The sequence below is a fragment of the Bradyrhizobium sp. USDA 4451 genome, assembly GCF_054822585.1.
In genome coordinates this window covers 5,905,649-5,923,123 of record NZ_JBTRCH010000001.1, presented here as the reverse complement: position 1 = coordinate 5,923,123, position 17,475 = coordinate 5,905,649, and the positions used below count along the sequence as shown (strand labels likewise).

17 protein-coding genes and 1 pseudogene are annotated in these 17,475 nt (G+C 65.6%); 5 read left to right on the top strand and 13 right to left on the bottom strand.

Features of this window, described 5'->3' with window-relative positions; translation table 11 throughout:
* Positions 1-295: 295 nt before the first annotated feature.
* The 3 genes from ACVMB0_RS27305 to ACVMB0_RS27295 all read right to left on the bottom strand — a co-directional run bounded on the left by ACVMB0_RS27305 (position 296) and on the right by ACVMB0_RS27295 (position 1,742).
* A complete protein-coding gene (locus ACVMB0_RS27305) occupies positions 296-709 on the bottom strand; it encodes an Imm70 family immunity protein (RefSeq protein WP_456754637.1) in 414 nt (137 codons plus the stop codon).
* Positions 709-960: a hypothetical protein gene (locus ACVMB0_RS27300; RefSeq protein ID WP_456754638.1), complete on the bottom strand. Its 252-nt coding sequence runs from the start codon at positions 958-960 to the stop codon at positions 709-711. The genes ACVMB0_RS27305 and ACVMB0_RS27300 overlap by 1 nt, the downstream gene beginning before the upstream one ends.
* Before the next feature lie 332 nt (positions 961-1,292).
* A complete protein-coding gene (locus tag ACVMB0_RS27295; protein ID WP_456754639.1) occupies positions 1,293-1,742 on the bottom strand; it encodes a transposase in 450 nt (149 codons plus the stop codon).
* Between the two features lie 100 nt (positions 1,743-1,842).
* Here ACVMB0_RS27295 and ACVMB0_RS27290 point away from each other — a divergent pair, with 100 nt between their 5' ends.
* Positions 1,843-2,022, top strand: coding sequence for a hypothetical protein (locus ACVMB0_RS27290; protein WP_456754640.1), 180 nt, complete (start codon positions 1,843-1,845; stop codon positions 2,020-2,022).
* Between the two features lie 129 nt (positions 2,023-2,151).
* Here the strand turns inward: ACVMB0_RS27290 and ACVMB0_RS27285 are convergent.
* Positions 2,152-4,888, bottom strand: a pseudogene (locus ACVMB0_RS27285) (bifunctional diguanylate cyclase/phosphodiesterase).
* Between the two features lie 394 nt (positions 4,889-5,282).
* On the opposite strand from ACVMB0_RS27285, the gene ACVMB0_RS27280 reads away from it, so the two are divergent.
* Positions 5,283-5,447, top strand: coding sequence for a Flp family type IVb pilin (locus ACVMB0_RS27280; RefSeq protein WP_461348259.1), 165 nt, complete (start codon positions 5,283-5,285; stop codon positions 5,445-5,447).
* Between the two features lie 14 nt (positions 5,448-5,461).
* Here ACVMB0_RS27280 and moaC read toward each other — a convergent pair whose 3' ends face one another.
* The 4 genes from moaC to ACVMB0_RS27260 all read right to left on the bottom strand — a co-directional run bounded on the left by moaC (position 5,462) and on the right by ACVMB0_RS27260 (position 9,896).
* Entirely contained in the window at positions 5,462-6,019 is a 558-nt protein-coding gene (gene moaC, locus ACVMB0_RS27275; RefSeq protein ID WP_461348258.1) for a cyclic pyranopterin monophosphate synthase MoaC, read from the bottom strand.
* 4 nt (positions 6,020-6,023) lie between these two features.
* Complete coding sequence (trpC, locus tag ACVMB0_RS27270; protein ID WP_461348257.1) at positions 6,024-6,845, bottom strand: indole-3-glycerol phosphate synthase TrpC; 822 nt, start codon at positions 6,843-6,845, stop codon at positions 6,024-6,026.
* A 65-nt stretch (positions 6,846-6,910) separates the two neighbouring features.
* Entirely contained in the window at positions 6,911-7,924 is a 1,014-nt protein-coding gene (gene trpD, locus ACVMB0_RS27265; protein ID WP_456754644.1) for an anthranilate phosphoribosyltransferase, read from the bottom strand.
* A 70-nt stretch (positions 7,925-7,994) separates the two neighbouring features.
* On the bottom strand, positions 7,995-9,896 hold the full coding sequence (locus tag ACVMB0_RS27260; protein ID WP_456798023.1) for a peptidylprolyl isomerase: 1,902 nt from the start codon (positions 9,894-9,896) through the stop codon (positions 7,995-7,997).
* Positions 9,897-10,210: 314 nt separating this feature from the next.
* On the opposite strand from ACVMB0_RS27260, the gene tpiA reads away from it, so the two are divergent.
* Positions 10,211-10,963 carry a triose-phosphate isomerase gene (gene tpiA, locus ACVMB0_RS27255; protein ID WP_461348256.1) on the top strand — a complete coding sequence of 251 codons (753 nt, stop codon included), beginning with the start codon at positions 10,211-10,213 and terminating at the stop codon, positions 10,961-10,963.
* 112 nt (positions 10,964-11,075) lie between these two features.
* Here the strand turns inward: tpiA and ACVMB0_RS27250 are convergent, their stop codons facing one another.
* Together ACVMB0_RS27250 and ACVMB0_RS27245 are read right to left on the bottom strand one after the other, a co-directional pair.
* Positions 11,076-11,606, bottom strand: a complete 531-nt coding sequence (locus tag ACVMB0_RS27250; RefSeq protein WP_461348255.1) for a GNAT family N-acetyltransferase — start codon at positions 11,604-11,606, stop codon at positions 11,076-11,078.
* 3 nt (positions 11,607-11,609) lie between these two features.
* Complete coding sequence (locus ACVMB0_RS27245) at positions 11,610-12,176, bottom strand: helix-turn-helix domain-containing protein (RefSeq protein ID WP_461348254.1); 567 nt, start codon at positions 12,174-12,176, stop codon at positions 11,610-11,612.
* 205 nt (positions 12,177-12,381) lie between these two features.
* On the opposite strand from ACVMB0_RS27245, the gene secG reads away from it, so the two are divergent.
* Entirely contained in the window at positions 12,382-12,774 is a 393-nt protein-coding gene (gene secG / locus ACVMB0_RS27240; RefSeq protein ID WP_456754649.1) for a preprotein translocase subunit SecG, read from the top strand.
* A 167-nt stretch (positions 12,775-12,941) separates the two neighbouring features.
* Positions 12,942-14,573, top strand: coding sequence for a CTP synthase (locus tag ACVMB0_RS27235; protein WP_050402461.1), 1,632 nt, complete (start codon positions 12,942-12,944; stop codon positions 14,571-14,573).
* A gap of 20 nt (positions 14,574-14,593) precedes the next feature.
* Here the strand turns inward: ACVMB0_RS27235 and ACVMB0_RS27230 are convergent, their stop codons facing one another.
* The 3 genes from ACVMB0_RS27230 to ACVMB0_RS27220 form a co-directional block, all read right to left on the bottom strand.
* Positions 14,594-15,259, bottom strand: coding sequence for a class I SAM-dependent methyltransferase (locus ACVMB0_RS27230; RefSeq protein WP_461348253.1), 666 nt, complete (start codon positions 15,257-15,259; stop codon positions 14,594-14,596).
* A gap of 103 nt (positions 15,260-15,362) precedes the next feature.
* Positions 15,363-16,742 carry a sensor histidine kinase gene (locus ACVMB0_RS27225; RefSeq protein ID WP_461348252.1) on the bottom strand — a complete coding sequence of 460 codons (1,380 nt, stop codon included), beginning with the start codon at positions 16,740-16,742 and terminating at the stop codon, positions 15,363-15,365.
* Positions 16,739-17,413 (bottom strand): response regulator transcription factor, encoded by a 675-nt coding sequence (locus ACVMB0_RS27220; protein WP_461348251.1) that lies wholly within the window; start codon positions 17,411-17,413, stop codon positions 16,739-16,741. Before ACVMB0_RS27220 ends, ACVMB0_RS27225 begins: the two co-directional genes overlap by 4 nt.
* Positions 17,414-17,475: the final 62 nt, after the last annotated feature.

Below are 17,475 nucleotides of genomic sequence, written 5' to 3'. Positions count from 1 at the left end.
ACAACCCCATGCAAAGGAGCCGATGGCGGCTGGCGCTCGATAAAGCGCATAGCCGCCATCGCCAAAGAAGGTCTGCGCGCGGCCATTGCAACGCTTTGTGACGTGGTGGGAGCAACCGCGGACACGACACGGGCCGCATGGTGCACGTCAGCGCGTGGTCCTCAATTGAGTGCACTGTCACCGTAATTCCGGATTATGCGGCTCTATAATCTCGGCTGCCTGTCGAGCCAGCGCCGCAGCGTCCGCAGCGTCCGCAACATCGCGGATATCGGCGCGGAACATGACGTCGAGGCATCTACTGGAAGAGGATCGGCAATTGCCGCTCTAGTGCAACATCAACCAATCCTCGCATTCTCTCGACTAGGAGCTCTCCGTCAACATCAATGAACGATTCTAATGCATTTCTCGGCGCAAGACCTATCGATCTGGCAACCGTCCGTTGCCATTCCGACGGAAACGCCACAGCCGGTCGCTGTCTCGCATCTTCCGCAACCGCATCCAGTTCGTCCGCGAGCTTCTTGCACTCCAGAACGTTCCATTCTCCATCGCAATCCGAATGCAAGATCAGCGTTGGAAATCTGGTTCCTGCTTTGCCACCTTCCAGCTCGTTGACCACATAGCTTCGAAAAAAATCAAAATCGGCGTAGGAGCCAACTTCGACACCCGCGATGTCTTCGTCATCGGCAAAAACACAAAGATAAAGGCCCATCAAAGAGGTTCCCGCTTAATGACATTTGGCAGATCGCGTATTAATTCCTTCAGGGATGGAGCCAACCGGGATTTCTTCGGCAGTTTCAGAATCAGCTTCCTCCCGGTCGTCGACGCGTTGAACGCAAGTAGGCGTACTTGATACGTCGCGCGGAGTTCCTTGACGTTCTTGATTAGGTAGATCTTACCCGCCGCTTCAGCGTCTGGTCGAGCTTTCCTCGGCACTTGATGGCGGGTGAACTTGTACTCCATCGCTAGGCTCCTCAGCGAATCGGTGCCGTACGCACGCCCCATCGGACGAAATAGTCGGCTAATACAGTCCCAATGGGACGGCTGGTATATACGGTAAACGGTTGATTGGTTACAACAGAGTAGTACGTCTGAAGTCTGAGTTGATAGGTTGAATTCAGCGCAGAGCAATTACGGTGACAGTGCACTTAACACGCGCTCAATCGTGCTGCTCCACAGACGCCTTAGGCCCGCGTTTGCCTGGTTTGAGAATGCGGCCCGTCTTGCGCTCGATGCGGGCAAGGAAACGCTCGTCACCGAGCGGCCGCCCGATGCTCTCCGCGGCGCGTAGCCTCTCAAACAGATCCGCCTCCGGTTCGCATGCCAGGATCGGCGAAATCCGGAAAGCGATCGCGCACCGGCGCCAGCGCCGTGATGCCGTCGTCCTTGCCGCGCAAATGCGCCCGCGTGCTCGACCAGCGCCAGTCCTGCGCACGCTGCACCAAACGCGCCCGCACGGGATTGAGTGACACATAGCGCAGCGCCGCCGCGAAATGCGGCTCGTCCATCGCGACGGCGCCGAACCGGCCCTGCCAGAAATGACCGGTGCGTTTGCGCCGCGCCTGGATCGTGCCGGCATAGATGCGATGCACGCGCGCCAGTGCGCGGCGCAGCCCGTCGGGATCGGACGGCACCAGGATGAGGTGAACGTGGTTCGGCATCAGGCACCACGCCCACACCTCGACGCCGGCCGCGGCGCAATGGGCGGCGAGCAGGTCGCGATAGAGCGCAGTCGTTGTCGCCAAAGAAGGTCTGCGCGCGTCCATTGCCACGCTGCGTGACATGGTGGGGGCAACCGGAGATCACGACACGGGCAAGGCGAGCCATGCCGCATGGTGCACGGACGTGCCAATTAAATGCACTGTCACCGTAATTCAGTCCGGCTCGCAGTCCTACGTCCCGCCGGACGAGAAGAACGACAAGGCGCTGGCCGCGGCCTTCAACCAGTTGCGCGGCGTCACCGTCAACGCCGACGCCAAGAACGCCGACACCAAGGCCGCGCAGAAGCGGCCGGTGCCGAACTAGTTAGTAGACGAACCTTTCTACACGTCATGGCCGGGCTTGGCCCGGCCATCCACGACTTTCCCGAAGCGGATGCATTAGACGTGGATGCCCGGGACAAGCCCGGGCATGACGAGTCCTATGTAGCGAAGCCTACGCCGCGCCGGCGACAGGTTTGCGCCGGCGTGTGGCGCCCGCGCCCGCCGCGGGGCCGTGGCGGTGGCCGGCCAGCAGCTCGCGGATCTGTGCCGCCGGCTTCGGCGGACTGAACAGATAGCCCTGCATTTCCGAGCAGCCGAGCTCGCGCAGCAATTGCTGCTGCTGGGCGGTCTCGACGCCTTCCGCGGTCGTGGTCATGCTGCGCTCGGCCGCGATATTGACGACGGCCTCGACGATGCCGGCCGAGCCCTGCGGGTCGGCGATGTCGGTGACGAAGCAGCGGTCGATCTTGATCTTGTCGAACGGGAAGCGCTTCAGATAGCTCAGCGACGAATAGCCGGTGCCGAAATCGTCGAGCGCGATCCGGATGCCGATGGCGCGGAGCTGATGCCGCGCGGCGAGCGCGGTCTCGTCGTCGCGGATCAGCACCGCCTCGGTGATCTCGAGCTCGAGCCGGCCCCCCGGCCGACAGGCCCGACGCCGCAAGCGCCGCGATCACCTTGAGCGCCAGCGTGCCGCTCTTGAACTGGACCGGCGAGACGTTGACGGCGAGCCTGATGTGGTCGGGCCAGTTCACGGCCTCCTTGCAGGCCGTCATCAGCACCCATTCGCCGAGCTGGTTGATCAGCCCGGTCTCCTCGGCGATCGGCACGAACTCGGCCGGCGAGATCATGCCGCGCACCGGATGCCGCCAGCGCACCAGCGCCTCGCAGCCGGTGATCTCGTTGCTGCGCAGGTCGACGCAGGGCTGGTAATACACGTCGAGCCCGCTGCCGGCCGCGATGGCCTGCCGCAGCTCCATCTCGAGCTCGCGGCGGGCGCGGGCGTCGGCGTCCATCGCCGGCTCGAAGAAGCGCGCGACGCGCCGGCCGGCCGATTTGGCTGCATACATCGCGAGGTCGGCGTTCTTCATGATCTGGTCGAGATCGGTGCCGTCCTTCGGCGCCATCGCGATTCCGATGCTGGCGTCGGTGGTGACCTGGTGGCCGAGGCATTGATAGGGCGAGCGGATCGCCTCGTAGATGCGCGCGATGAGGTCGGTGACCTCGATCTCGCTCTTCACGCCGGTCTGCACGATCGCGAATTCGTCGCCGCCGAGGCGTGCGACGAAATCGCCGCCGCCGATCACGCCGCTCAGCGTCCTGGCAACGGACTTGAGCAGCTCGTCGCCGACCATGTGGCCGAGCGAATCGTTGACGCCCTTGAACTCGTCGATGTCGATATAGAGCACGGCAAGCTGGCTGTCTGGTGTGACATGCGATAGCTCGCGCTTGATCTCCTCGTGGAACAGGGCGCGGTTCGGCAGGTCGGTGAGCGCATCGTAGTGGGCAAGGTGCGTGATGCGCTCCTCGGCGCGGCGGCGCTCGGTGACGTCCTCGTGGGTGGCAAGCCAGCCGCCGTCGGCGAGCGGCTCGTTGACGACCTGGATCGAGCGCCCGTCCGGCGTCGTGATCACCATGGTGTTGCGGACGCCGACGTCGCGCAGCACGAGGTTGACGTAACGCTCGACATCGCCCTGGAACGAGCCGGTCAGGTGGCGATGCACGATGACGTCGCGGAAGCTGCAGCCGGGCTTGATGATGTCGGCGGAGAGGGCGTACATCTCGATATAGCGCTTGTTGCAGATCACCAGGCGCTGCGCGGCATCGAACAGCAGCAGGCCCTGGGTCATGTTGTTGACGGCGGTGTCGAGCCGGAGCTTCTCCAGGGTCAGGCGCTGCTGCTGGGCGCGATGCTGCTGCACCAGCTTGCGCACCACGAGCGTCAGCAGGATCGCGATCGCCAGCACGGAGATGCTGGTCACCGCGATCAGGATGCCGATCTGCTCGCGCCAATTGGCGAGCGCCGCTTCCGTGGTGGTTGTCGCGACCACGACGATCGGGAATTTGGTCAACGCCCGCGACGACAACAGTCGGTCCTTGCCGTCGACCGGACTGGGCAACCGTGTGGTGCTCGCTGGCAGCTCGAACACCTGCTGCTGGTTGGCGGGGCCGCTGCGGAAATTCTTCCCGATCAGCTCCTCGACATGCGGATAGCGCGCCAGCAGCGTGCCGTCGCGATGGTGCATCGAGATCGCGGCACCTTCGCCGAGCGCAACGGTTGCAAAGAATTTCTCGAAGGTCGCCGGCTCGATGCCGCGGCCGACCACGCCGAGGAATTCGCCATTCGGGCCGGTGACCTTGCGGACGATGACCGTGGTCCAGCCGCCGTTGACGCGGCTGACCACCGGCGCGACCTGCATGTCGGGCGAATAGGGGCTCGATTTGAAGATCTGGAAGTAGCTGCGGTCGGCGATGTTGACCTGCGGCAGCGGCCAGGCGCCCGAGCTGTTGATCAGCGCGCCGTCGGCGTCGAACACGTTGAGGCTGCCGACATTGGACAGCGCCTCCATCTTGGACTTGAGCATCGCATGGATGTCGGCGGCCGACATCCGCCGCTTGTAATTCTCCGGCGTCGCGATCCCGTTATCGCGCATGAACGCGATCAGGTCGCGCTGCACCACCTCGAGATCATCGAGCTGCTGGTCGAAATGCCGCGCCAGCAGCAGTACGGTGTTCTCGAGCTCACGCTCGCTGTTGTGCAGGGCGCGCTCGCGGAAATTCTCGGCCATCAGGGTCGCGCCGATCGCGATCGCGGCCATCAGCACGGCGCCGCCAAGGATCAGCCAGCGGATCGGACCGCTGCCGATCACCGAGGTGATATTGAATGACGCGCTGCCGTTTGGATTCATCTGGCGCAATCGGATCCCCGCGTTTCACCCGGAAGTAGCTTTCATGCACCTCCGGCCCGCGAAAGTCGTATCCAAACGAAATGGAGCGCCAGTTAGCGAGACTGGTTAACGAACGGTTGCGGCTATTCGTGGGGGGCCACGACGTACTGCGTCGACGCTACGAACGTCGCAGGTCGGCCACATCGCCTCGGCGCTGATCGATATCAGGACAATAAGTTCCCGAAGCGAAACTGCAGATTCTGCCGATTGACACGTGCGACGCGGAATCCTTTGCCGGGCGCAAGGCCGCTGCAATCATCTGTTTACGATCTAAGTCGATGGGGCGGCTCGATGTCGGCGTCGGCACGTTGTTTGCGTGTGGTTGCGCGAAATTCCCGGGCGTGAGGGTGTCATCATGAAGAGGCTTGTGCAGAGTTTTTGTGCCGACGAGACCGGCGCTACCGCGATCGAATACGGGCTGATCGCAACCGGCATCGCCATCGCGATCATTGCCGCGGTGAAAGGCGTCGGTGCCAAGCTCTCGGGTACCTTCAATACGATCAGCAGCTCATTGAAGTGACCGGACGCGCGCGGTCACTCGCCGGCGCGGTAGTGCCCGGACTTGCCGCCGATCTTCTCGATCAGATGGATGCCTTCGATGCGCACGCCGCGCTCGACCGCCTTGATCATGTCGTAGATCGTCAGGCACGCGACCGAAACCGCGGTCAGCGCCTCCATCTCGACGCCGGTCGGCCCGGTCACCTTGACGCTGGCGCGGACGATGCAGCCGGGCAGCTTGCGGTCGGTTGCGATATCGATCGTGACCTTGCTCAGCGCCAGCGGGTGGCAGAGCGGGATCAATTCCGAGGTTCGCTTCGCCGCCATGATGCCGGCGATCCGTGCGGTCGCCAACACGTCGCCTTTCTTGGCCCGGCCTTGCTCGATCAGCGTCAGCGTGGCCTTGCTCATCAGGACGCGGCCTTCGGCGACGGCGGTCCGCTCGGTTGCGGGCTTGGCCGAGACGTCGACCATGCGCGCCTCACCCTTGGCGTCGATATGGGTGAGGGCCGTGCCGGTCGGCTCGGCCTTGGTCACAGCCTTGCTTGCAACCTTGCTTGCAGCCTTGCTCTTGGCTTTGGTCTTCCGCGCCATCGCGTCAGCGCGTGCCGGTGGCCCGCGGCGCGGTCGGCCGCGTCAGCAGGGTCCGGGTCGCCGCGGTGACGTCCTGCTGGCGCATCAGGCTCTCGCCGACCAGGAAGGTCGACATCCCGACGCGCTCGAGGCGGGCGAGATCGTCAGGTGTGAAGATGCCGCTCTCGCCGACCATCAAGCGGTCGCGCGGGATCAGCGGCGCCAGCGCCTCGCTGGTCGCGAGCGTGGTCTCGAAGGTACGCAGATTGCGGTTGTTGACGCCGATCATCGGCGAGCGAAGTTTCAAGGCGCGGTCGAGTTCGGCGCGGTCGTGGATCTCGATCAGCACGTCCATCCCATAGGACAGCGCGGCATCCTCGAGCTCCCTGGCAACGGCGTCGTCGAGCGCGGCCATGATGATCAGGATGCAGTCGGCGCCATGGGCGCGCGCTTCCGCGACCTGATAGGTGTCGAACATGAAATCCTTGCGCAGCACCGGCAGATTGGTCGCCGCGCGGGCTGCCACCATGAAGTCGAGATGGCCCTGGAACGAGGGCGCATCTGTTAACACCGACAGGCAGGCCGCGCCGCCGGCTTCATAGGCCTTCGCGAGATCAGGCGGATCGAAATCGGCACGGATCAGCCCTTTCGAGGGCGAGGCCTTCTTCACTTCCGCGATCAGCGCGTAGTCGCCGCGTGCGTGCTTGTCCCTAAGCGCGCGGACGAAGCCGCGCGGGGCCGAGGCCGATTTGGCCTGCGCCTCGACCTCGGCGAGCGGACGCGCGCGCCTTGCAGCGGCGATTTCCTCGCGCTTGTAAGCCTCGATCTTGGCCAGGATGTCGGACATCACTCAACGCCTTGCTTGCTCATGGTCTGATTCGAAAAACCGGTTCCCACTTTTTTGGATCATGCTCACCCGTTGGAAACCGCGACCAGGTGCTTGAGCCGCGCCGCGGCAGCGCCGCTGTCGAGTGACTGCGCGCCGATCGCCACGCCTTCCCTGAGGTCCTTGGCGCGGCCGGCCACGATCAGCGCTGCGGCGGCGTTGAGCAAGGCGACGTCGCGATAGGCGCTCGGCTTGCCGTTCAGCACGCTGGAGAGCGCGATCGCATTGGCATCGGCATCGCCGCCCTTCAGCGCCTCGCCGCCGACGCGGCCGAGGCCGGCGTCCTCGGGGGTGACTTCCGACGTCCTGATCTCGCCGTTCTCGAGCGTGGCAACGAAGGTCGGGCCGGTGAGGGTGATCTCGTCGAGGCCGTCGGATCCGTGCACGACCCAGACCTTGTCGGAGCCGAGGTTCTTCAAGACCTGCGCCAGCGGCTGCACCCATTGCCGCGAGAACACGCCGACCATCTGCCGCTTGACGCCCGCCGGGTTCGACAGCGGCCCGAGCAGGTTGAAGATGGTGCGGGTGGCGAGCTCGACCCGGGTCGGGCCGACATTCTTCATCGCCGGATGATGCGCGGGCGCGAACATGAAGCCGATGCCGGCCTCCTTGACGCAGCGCCCGACCTGTTCGGGCGTCAGGTCGATCTTGACGCCGAGCGAGGCCAGCACGTCGGCCGAACCGGAGCGCGACGACAGCGCGCGGTTGCCATGCTTGGCGACGGGGATGCCGGCGCCGGCGACGATGAAAGCCGCGCAGGTCGACACGTTGACCGAGCCGGAGCCGTCGCCGCCGGTGCCGACGATGTCGACCGCCTCGGCCGGCGCCTTGACCGGCAGCATCTTGCCGCGCATCGCGCTCACCGCGCCGGTGATCTCCTCGACGGTCTCGCCGCGCACCCGCAGCGCCATCAACAGCCCGCCCATCTGCGAGGGCGTGGCGTCGCCCGACATCATGCTGTCGAAGGCGGATGCCGCTTCTTCACGCGTCAGCGTGGCGCCGGTGGCGACTTTTCCGATGATCGATTTCAGGTCGTCCATTCGCTGGCTCAGGGTCTGTTGTTGGAGCTTGATCTCCGGACAGCGCGCCGTCGCGCTGTCCGGATCATGCTCAATTATTCGCGCCTGTCACCTGTGCGAAGGCTGCCTCGTTGACGGTCACGCCGATGTCGGACTCGATCTTGCTGACATATTGCGCGACCTGCTCGTCGCTCAGCGAGCGCTTCAACGCCTCGGTGAGCTGCTTGACCTCGTTGGAGGCGAAGTCGACCGGCGGCACCGTAACGTCGGTGACGCGGAACACCACCCACTGGCTGCCGCCGGCGACCGAGGTCTGGCCGTCGCCGTCTTTGGCGGTGCGGAACGCGGCCGCGATCACGCCCGCCGGCACGTTGGGCGGCGTTGCCTCGCGGCGGAAGTTCGCCGCGGTCTCGACCTTGACGCCGGCCGCAGCCGCCTCGTCGGCGAGCTTGGCGCCGCCGTCGAGCTTCTGCACGATCTCGGTCGCCTTGGCGCGCAGCTTGGCGGAGATCTGGTCCTCGCGCCACTTGGCCTCGACCTGGTCGCGCACCTCGTCGAGGGTGCGCTCGCGCGACGGCGTGATGCCGAGCACGTCGTACCAGACATAGCCGTTGTTGAACGAGATCGGGTCGTTGTCGACGCCGACGTCGCTGTTGAAGGCCTGCGACACCACGTCGAGGCCGCGCGGAATGTTGGTCGCGACCTGGCCGTTCGGCAGACGTCCCGAGCGGTCGACCGCGTCGATCGTGACGGCGGCCAGTTTCAGCTTCTGCGCCGCATCGATGACGCTGGAGCCGCCGCCGCGCTCGTCTTCCATCTTGTCGCGCAGCTCGGCGACCTTGGTGCGGGCGCGCTCGGCGGCGATCTCGCTCTTCACCTGCTGCGCCATGCTCTCATAGGTCGGGGTCACGCCCGGCTCGATCTTGCCGACCTTGACCAGCGCGATGCCGAAGCGGCCCTGCACCGGCTGGCTGACGTCGCCTGCCGGCAGCGCGAAGGCGGCATCGCCGACCGCGGGGTCAAGGATCGCCGACTTCGCGACCAGGCCGAGATTGACGTCGGCCGGGTTGAGGTTGCGCTCCTTGGCGATGTCGTCGAACGAGGTGCCCGAGGCGATGCGGGCGCGGGCGGCCTGCGCCTCACCGGCGTCCGGGAACACGATCTGCGAGACCTCGCGCTTCTCCGGCTTGCTGAGCCGGTCCTTGCGCTCCTCGAACAGCTTCTTCGCATCCTCATCCGACACCGTTTCCCACTTGCCGATTTCCTCGGGCGTGATCGCGACGAAGGCGATCTTGCGGTATTCGGGCGCGCGGAACTGGACCTTGTGGTCCTCGAAATAGGCAGCGAGCGCCTCGGGCGAGGGCGGATCGATGGTGCCGGCCTGTGCGGCACCGAGCGTGACGAAATCGATCGAGCGCTGCTCGTTCTGGAAGCGGGTCAGCGCCTCGACCATCGATTTGGTCGGCTCGATCCCGGACGAGACGGTGCCGGCGATCTGCCGCCGCAGCCCGACGCGGCGCTGCTCGGCGATGTAGCGGCCTTCGGTGTAGCCGAAATTGCGGATCACGGCCTGGAAGCGCTGCGGATCGAACTGGCCGTTGAGGCCCTTGAAGTTCGGATCGTTGTAGATCGTGCGCAGCACCTCGGCGTCGGACTGATTGAGGCCCATGCGGCGCGCCTCCTCGTCGAGGGCTGCTTCCGCGAGCGTCTGCTGCAGCACCTGGCGGTCAATGCCGAAGGCGCGGGCCTGGTCCGGGGTCAGCGGACGGCCGAACTGGCGGCCAAGCTGCTGCAACCGGTCGGTATAGATCTGGCGGAACTGCTCGGCCGAAATCTCGGTCCCGCCGACCTTGGCGAAGGTCGACTGGCCAAACCCCTTGAAAATGTCGGCGATGCCCCAGATCCCGAAACTGACGATCAAAACGCCCATCACCACGGCCATAATCGTCTTGCCGAGCCAGTTTGATGAGGCTTTCCGCATTCCTCGAAGCATGGGTCCAACTTGTTTTACAGGAGGGGAACCGGTCGCGCCCAAATGGGACCGAAAGTCGGGACTTTTGGTCCGGCAGCAGGGCGTCACCGAATTGAAAACGCTTATAAAGTGGCCGAAGCCCCCCCGCAACCATGGGTGAGGGGGCGGATTGAAGCGGGTAGGCTCTTGTTCGGACGCGTTTTCTTCACGCGAACCGGTGCGAGCTTGGCTCGAAAACGCGCTGCACGCCCACAGCGGGCGTCAAGCCGCGCTCTGGAAGTCGCCGTCCGCCTCTGGTAGCGCAGGGGCACGCTTGAACGATGGGAAAATCCGACATGACCGACGCCATCCGGCCGCTGATCGCCGGCAACTGGAAAATGAACGGCTTGAAATCCTCCTTTGCCGAATTTGACGCGATGCTGGCCGGCGCCGGCGACGTCGCTGCCAAGGCCGATCTCTTGGTCTGTCCGCCGGCGACGTTGGTCGGGGCGTTCGCCGACAACGCACGCGGCTCGAAGGTTGCCGTCGGCGCCCAGGATTGCCATCCGAAGCCATCGGGCGCCCACACCGGCGATCTCTCGGCGGAGATGTTCAAGGATCTCGGCGCGGTCGCCATCATCGTCGGCCATTCCGAGCGGCGCGCCGACCATGGCGAGACCGACGCCCTGATTCGGCAGAAGGCGGAGGCCGTCTGGCGCGCCGGACTGACCGCGATCGTGTGCATCGGCGAGACCCGCGAGCAGCGCGATGCCGGCAAGACGCTCGATGTCTGCGGCACCCAACTTGCGGGCTCGCTGCCCGACGGCTCGACCGCGGCCAATCTGGTTGTGGCCTATGAGCCGGTCTGGGCGATCGGCACCGGCCTCACCCCGACCGCTAAAGATGTCGAGGACGTTCATCGGTTTATCCGCGGTCAGCTCACCGATCGCTTCAAGGCCGAGGGAAACAGGATCAGGATCCTCTATGGCGGCTCGGTGAAGCCGTCGAACGCGGCCGAGCTGATGGCCGTCGCCAACGTCAACGGCGCGCTGGTCGGCGGCGCCAGCCTGAAGGCGTCGGACTTCCTGGCAATCGCCGCGGGGTGTTAGGAGGACGGCGCTCCACCCACGTCATTGCGAGCGAAGCGAAGCAATCCATTTCACCGCACATGTGGATCGATGGATTGCTTCGTCGCTTCGCTCCTCGCAATGACGCCTCGGGCTAGGTTGCAGCAGCGCCGATCCGCTTCCAGTAGATCATCGTCCCCGTGAGCCCGCCATGCGGTTTCAGCGCGTAGTCCGGGATGATGCCGCTGAGGTGAAAGCCCGATCGCTCGTAGAGCGGCGCGGCGCCGTCGTCGACCGCGGTATCGAGCACCAGCAGCGTGCGTCCGTGCTCGATCGCGAGCCGCTCGGCCGTGCGCAGCAATGCGGTCGCGACGCCGCGGTTGCGGTGGCTGGGCCGCGTCATCATTTTTGCAATTTCCGCCCGATGCGGCTGGTTCGGCGGCAGCTTGAGCAGCAGCGTCACGGTCGCGATCAGATCGTCGCCGTCGAATGCCCCGAGCACGATGCGCTCGCCGCGCGCGGCAGCGCCGAGCGAGTCCTGCCAGAACGCATTGGCATCGCCCGGCGATAGCGGGTGCATGAAGCTCACGGAGCCGCCGCTGGCGACGGTCTCGATCAACAGCCCGCTGAGCGCGCTGCGAATGCCGGGCCCGTCCGCGAGCGGCTTGATCGAAAACTGCGGCATGCGTCAGCTCCGGGCCAGGGCGACCACATAGGTGCACCCGGTGTTGGTCTCGTTGGCGAAGGTGGTTTCCGCCGGCGGGCCGAAGCCGAAGCAATCGCCGCTCGCGAGCACCTGACGCGCGCCGCCTTCGGTGATCACGAGGCTGCCGCTTAAGACCCAGACCAGCTGGCGGATATGGGCGTAGGACGAGGCGGGCAGGGTGACGGATTGCTTCGGCGGCAATTCGACCCGCACCAGCTCGACCGGATGGTCGGGACGGCTGAACACCTGGCGGCGCAGATAGCCGGTTTCCGGATCGCGCCACAACGGCTGGGTGGCGGCGCGCGACAACCGTTCGCCCTCGCCCTCGGCGCGCAGCATCAGGCCGGCCAGCGTGAGGTCGAACGCCGAGGCGAGCCGCACCAGCACGACCGCAGTCGGGCTGACCTCGGCGCGCTCGATCTTGCTGATCGTCGCTTTCGAGACGCCGGCGCGTTCGGCAAGCTCGGCCAGCGACCAGCCGCGGCCATCCCGCTCGAGCCGGATCCGCTGCGCCAGGCGCTGGCTCAGGTCGTCTACTAAAGTATCCATACGTCGATTATAGTGGAATTGACCGGTTCCGATCAAGGGCCCCGGCAAGCGCCGCCTGTGCTGCTTGTGATGTCGGCCGTTGCGACTATCTCGGGGGTGACAATGCCCGGTGCAATCGTGTAACAGGGCGCGACTTTCACGAAACCCGCAAAGCCGATAGCGCCGTTTGTCTGGCCGCTTGGCGGCTTGTGACGGAAGGCTTGCGATGCAGACTGTCGTTATCATCATTCATCTCATGATTGTTGCCGTCATGATCGGCGCCGTGCTGCTGCAGAAATCCGAAGGCGGCGGCCTCGGCATGGGCGGCGGTGCCGGCTTCATGTCGAGCCGCGGCACCGCGAACCTGCTGACGCGGACCACCGCGATCCTCGCGGTCGGCTTCTTCGTGACCAGCCTGTTCCTGTCCTGGTACGCGGGCTACGACCGCAAGCCGAGCTCGATCATCGGCACCGGCGCGCCGGCGCAGCAGACCCAGCCGGCCAGCGGCACGCCGCTGACGCCCCCGACCTCCGGCGGCATCCTCGATTCGCTGAAGAAAACCGACGAGCAGCAGGGCCAGCAGGCTCCGAGCGGTCCGCAGGCGCCACGGTCGCAATAAAGCGGGGTGGCCATGCAGGATACGGCGCTGGCATCCTGCATCCAGAACCCCCATTAATGCTCTGAAATCGCTCTCAGTTTAACGTAACCCACAGCCCGGTGATTTGTTTGCCGGGAACAGCCGATTCGTTTTGCGAATCGCAGCAAGCGGATTAAAGGTAAAGTCCCATGGCGCGGTACATATTCATCACCGGCGGCGTGGTCTCCTCGCTCGGCAAGGGTCTGGCTTCAGCGGCGCTCGGCGCTCTGCTGCAGGCCAGAGGCTACAAAGTCCGCCTTCGCAAGCTCGATCCCTATCTCAACCTCGATCCCGGAACGATGTCGCCGTATCAGCACGGCGAAGTGTTCGTCACCGACGACGGCGCCGAGACCGATCTCGATCTCGGCCATTACGAGCGTTTCACCGGTCGTCCGGCCACCAAGGCCGACAACATCACGACCGGGCGCATCTATCAGGACATCATCACCAAGGAGCGCCGCGGCGATTATCTCGGCGCCACCATCCAGGTGGTCCCGCACGTCACCAACGCGATCAAGGAATTCGTGCTTGATGGCAACGACGAGTACGATTTCGTGCTGGTGGAGATCGGCGGCACCGTCGGCGACATCGAGGGCCTGCCGTTCTTCGAGGCGATCCGCCAACTCAAGAACGAGCTGCCGCGCGATCACGCCGTCTACATTCACCTGACGCTTCTGCCGTACATTCCAAGTGCCGGCGAACTCAAGACAAAGCCGACGCAGCACTCGGTCAAGGAGCTGCGCTCGATCGGCATCCAGCCCGACATCCTGCTGTGCCGCACCGACCGCGAGATTCCGAAGGAAGAGCGCCGCAAGCTCGGCCTGTTCTGCAACGTGCGCGAAAGCGCGGTGATCGAGGCGCGCGACGTCGACAACATCTACGCGGTGCCGGAGGCCTATCACGCCGCCGGCCTCGACGACGAGGTGCTGGCCGCGTTCGGCATCACCGCGAAGATTCCGCCGGCGCTGCAGAGCTGGAACGTGATCAACGAGCGCGTCCGCAATCCGGAAGGCGCGGTGACGATCGCGATCGTTGGCAAGTACACCGGCATGAAGGACGCCTACAAGTCGCTGATCGAGGCGCTCTCGCATGGCGGCATCGCCAACAAGGTGAAGGTCAATCTCGACTGGATCGAGAGCGAGGTGTTCGAGAACGAGGACCCGGCGCCGTTCCTCGAGCACGTCAACGGCATCCTGGTGCCCGGCGGCTTCGGCCAGCGCGGCGCCGAGGGCAAGATCCGCGCGGCGCAGTTCGCGCGCGAACGCGACGTGCCGTATTTCGGCATCTGTTTCGGCATGCAGATGGCTGTCATCGAGGCGGCGCGCAACCTGGTCGGCATCGAGGAGGCCAACTCGACCGAGTTCGGCCCCACCAAGGAGCCGCTGGTCGGCCTGATGACCGAATGGCTGCGCGGCAACGAGCTCGAGAAGCGCTCGCAGAGCGGCGATCTCGGCGGCACGATGCGGTTAGGGGCCTATCCTGCGGCGCTGAACCGCGGCAGCCGGGTCTCGCAGGTCTATGGCGGTGCGACCGAAATCTCCGAACGGCACCGCCATCGCTACGAGGTCAACACCGCCTACAAGGACCGGCTCGAGCAGCACGGCCTGCGCTTCTCCGGCATGTCGCCCGACGGTGTGCTGCCGGAGATCGTCGAATACGAGGACCATCCGTGGTTCATCGGCGTCCAGTTCCATCCCGAACTGAAGTCGCGCCCGTTCGAACCGCACCCGCTGTTCGCGTCGTTCATCGAGGCGGCAGCGAAGCAGAGCCGGCTGGTCTAAGCGGCCCATCAGCTGCGCCGTCAGACGGCGGCGCAGTCCTCGCTGGCCCGGCGTTCTTTCTTGATCGGTAAGACATCTGCACCGGCCGCCGGCGCGGCGTCGCGCGTCATCAATCTGTGTTGCGGGCGCCGCGTCAGCCGGTAGACTGCGGCCGGCGGCACGTTGAGGATGGCGCGGTCGACCAGCGTGGCGCGCAGGCCGAGCCGGTCGAGGATCGGCCGCCGCACCGGACAACGCATGCCGTAGGTGAATTGATAGAAGGCGCCGCCGGGACGCAGATAGCTGAACGCGCCGCCGACGATCGCCATCACCTTGCGCGGCGACATGTTGAGCAGCGGCAGTCCGCTGACCACGGCGCCGACCGGCGCGCCGTCGTAGAGCCGTTCCGAGGCCAGCCGCGCCGCGTCCATCCACAGCACGCGCGCGCCGGGGAAACGCAGCTGCAACAGCCGCATGAAATCCGAGCCGTATTCGATCAGCGTGAGATCCTGCTGGCGCACGCCACGCTTCAGCAGCTGGTAGGTGAACGCGCCGGTGCCCGGTCCGAGCTCCAGCACCGGGCCGGTGTTAGCGGTGATGTCGCGTGTGATCAGTTCGGCGAGCGCTGTGCCCGACGGCGCGATGGCGCCGACGCGGCCGGGGGCTGCCATCCACGCCGTGAAGAAAGACAGGAGATCATGTGGCATTGGGATTCCCAGCAAAGTATCGCGGCGCTTCGACTCAGATGCGAAGCGTGATGCGTTGTTTGCGGGAGCTGCATTGCGAGAACATTGCGCAACATTGTGCGCATCACGACACCAACGGCGCCGGCGGTAAGGTGAGACGGAAGCACGCGCCGCCCTTCGGGCCGTCGAGCACGGAGACGTGACCGCCATGCAGCCTTGCGATCTCACGCACCATGTTGAGACCGAGACCGGCGCCGCGGTCGAGCGGTGCGAGGCGGTAGAACGGATCGAAGATCCGCGCGCGCTGGTCCTGCGGAATGCCGTCGCCTTCGTCTGATACATCGATGGTCGCGGCGCTGCCGACGTGGATCGTGATGGTGCCACGGCGGCCGCCATGCTGGATGGCGTTCTGCACGAGGTTGGTCAGCGCGCGCTCCAGCGCAGCACGGTCGCCAAGCGTTTCGACCCGGTCGGTTGCGGTTTCGAGCGATAGTTCGTAGCCAGCCGCGATCGCGAGCGGCGCGAGATCGGCCGCGACATTGCGCGCGACCGCAACGAGATCGACCCGCACGAACGGGTTGCGGCACTGGTCGAAGCGCTGGATGTCGAGCAACTGCTCGGCGAGGGTCGCAAGCCGCGCCGAATCCTCCAGCAGGCGGGTTTTCTCGGGGCCCGGAGGCAGGGATTCCAGCCGCGTGTTGAGGATCGCGATCGGCGTGCGCAATTCGTGCGCCGCGTCGGCGACGAAGCGCTGATGGCGCGAATAGCCGTCGTCGAGCCGCTTCAGCGCATCGTTGACGGCGCTCACCAGCGGCGCGACTTCGAGCGGCAGATGCTCCGCCGACAGCCGGCTGCCGCGCTGGCGGAAATCGATCCGGCGTGCTTCGTCGGCCGCGGTCTCGAGGCCGGCAAAGGCGCGCCTGATCACCATCGGCGTCGCCACGAAGGTCGCCGCGGCCATCAGCATGAGGCCGGGCAGGGCGACGGCGAGAAACGCCAGCGAGGTGGCGAGCACCGTCTTGGCGCGCGTCATCGGTCCTTGCGTGGCCGTCATCACCTGAACCGGTCCCGCATCGGAGTTGACGCGCTTCATGCGGGCCGGCGGCTTGCGCGGGTCGTCCTCGAACATCTGCCAGCCGAGCCGCGCCTGGCTGATCTGGTCGAGCGCATCACCGATCCTGGCAAACTCGTTCGGCACCGCACCTTCCGACAGTGAATGGCCCTGCCGGTCGCGCACCACGAACCAGAGGTCGGGCGTGTTCTCGCGCAGCTCCTTCAGATCCGGTGTCGGGCGCAGCATCAAGCCGCCTTGAGGATCGCGCGCGAGCGCACCCTGCACGATGCCGATGACGTGGTCCTCGTCGCGCGGCACGAGCAGGATGCCGGAGGCGCACAGGCCGGCGATCAGCAGGATGACGAGCAGGGCGAGCAGGGCCGCCTGCAACGTCACCAGCCACCAGCTCAGTTTGGAGCGCAGGCAATAGTGGTCGGCCGTTTCGCTCATGACGTCTGCTTCAGGAGGTAGCCGACGCCGCGGATGCTGTGGATCTCGACGCCGGCATCGGCGTCGGCAAGCTTGCGCCGCAGGCGCGAGACATGGGCGTCGAGCGCGTTGGACTGGATCTCGTCCTCGAAATTGTAGACGGCTTCCTCCAGCGTCGCGCGCAGCACGGTGCGGCCCATGCGACGCAGCAGGGTCTCCAGCACCAGCAGCTCGCGCCGCGGCAGCTCGAGCGGGCGGCCGTCGACGCTGGCCTCGCGATGGCCGCAATCGAACGCCACGCGGCCGGCCTTGATGATCTCGAGCTGGAGGCCGGCGGGCCGGCGCAGCACGGCGCGCAGCCGCGCCAGCAGTTCCTCGACCGCGAAGGGTTTGGCCAGATAATCGTCAGCGCCTGAGTCGAGGCCGGTGATGCGGTCGGCGAGGTCGCCGCGCGCGGTCAGCACGATGATCGGCACGCCGTCCGCCTTGGCGCGTAATTTCGGGATCAGCGTGAGCCCGTCGCCGTCAGGAAGCTGGCGGTCGAGCAGGACCGCGCCATGGACATCGGCGGAGATCGCTTCCTCGGCCTCGGCAAGGTTCGGCACATGGTCGACCACCATGCCATAGCCCTTCAGGGCCTGCGACAGCGCCGCCGCCATCTCGGCCTCGTCTTCGACCAGCAATATCCGCATGTGCTTTGGGTCCAGATCCCGAAGGGCTGCTTTTTAAGCCAAGTAACATTGCAACAACATTG

What these genes read in the sequence shown, in the direction of transcription:
- ACVMB0_RS27305 (WP_456754637.1), bottom strand. Translation starts at nt 709, where the DNA reads ATGGGCCTTTATCTTTGTGTTTTTGCCGATGACGAAGACATCGCGGGT.
- ACVMB0_RS27300 (WP_456754638.1), bottom strand. Translation starts at nt 960, where the DNA reads ATGGAGTACAAGTTCACCCGCCATCAAGTGCCGAGGAAAGCTCGACCA.
- ACVMB0_RS27280 (WP_461348259.1), top strand. Translation starts at nt 5,283, where the DNA reads ATGAAGAGGCTTGTGCAGAGTTTTTGTGCCGACGAGACCGGCGCTACC.
- moaC (WP_461348258.1), bottom strand. Translation starts at nt 6,019, where the DNA reads ATGGCGCGGAAGACCAAAGCCAAGAGCAAGGCTGCAAGCAAGGTTGCA.
- trpC (WP_461348257.1), bottom strand. Translation starts at nt 6,845, where the DNA reads ATGTCCGACATCCTGGCCAAGATCGAGGCTTACAAGCGCGAGGAAATC.
- trpD (WP_456754644.1), bottom strand. Translation starts at nt 7,924, where the DNA reads ATGGACGACCTGAAATCGATCATCGGAAAAGTCGCCACCGGCGCCACG.
- ACVMB0_RS27260 (WP_456798023.1), bottom strand. Translation starts at nt 9,896, where the DNA reads ATGCTTCGAGGAATGCGGAAAGCCTCATCAAACTGGCTCGGCAAGACG.
- tpiA (WP_461348256.1), top strand. Translation starts at nt 10,211, where the DNA reads ATGACCGACGCCATCCGGCCGCTGATCGCCGGCAACTGGAAAATGAAC.
- ACVMB0_RS27250 (WP_461348255.1), bottom strand. Translation starts at nt 11,606, where the DNA reads ATGCCGCAGTTTTCGATCAAGCCGCTCGCGGACGGGCCCGGCATTCGC.
- ACVMB0_RS27245 (WP_461348254.1), bottom strand. Translation starts at nt 12,176, where the DNA reads ATGGATACTTTAGTAGACGACCTGAGCCAGCGCCTGGCGCAGCGGATC.
- secG (WP_456754649.1), top strand. Translation starts at nt 12,382, where the DNA reads ATGCAGACTGTCGTTATCATCATTCATCTCATGATTGTTGCCGTCATG.
- ACVMB0_RS27235 (WP_050402461.1), top strand. Translation starts at nt 12,942, where the DNA reads ATGGCGCGGTACATATTCATCACCGGCGGCGTGGTCTCCTCGCTCGGC.
- ACVMB0_RS27230 (WP_461348253.1), bottom strand. Translation starts at nt 15,259, where the DNA reads ATGCCACATGATCTCCTGTCTTTCTTCACGGCGTGGATGGCAGCCCCC.
- ACVMB0_RS27225 (WP_461348252.1), bottom strand. Translation starts at nt 16,742, where the DNA reads ATGAGCGAAACGGCCGACCACTATTGCCTGCGCTCCAAACTGAGCTGG.
- ACVMB0_RS27220 (WP_461348251.1), bottom strand. Translation starts at nt 17,413, where the DNA reads ATGCGGATATTGCTGGTCGAAGACGAGGCCGAGATGGCGGCGGCGCTG.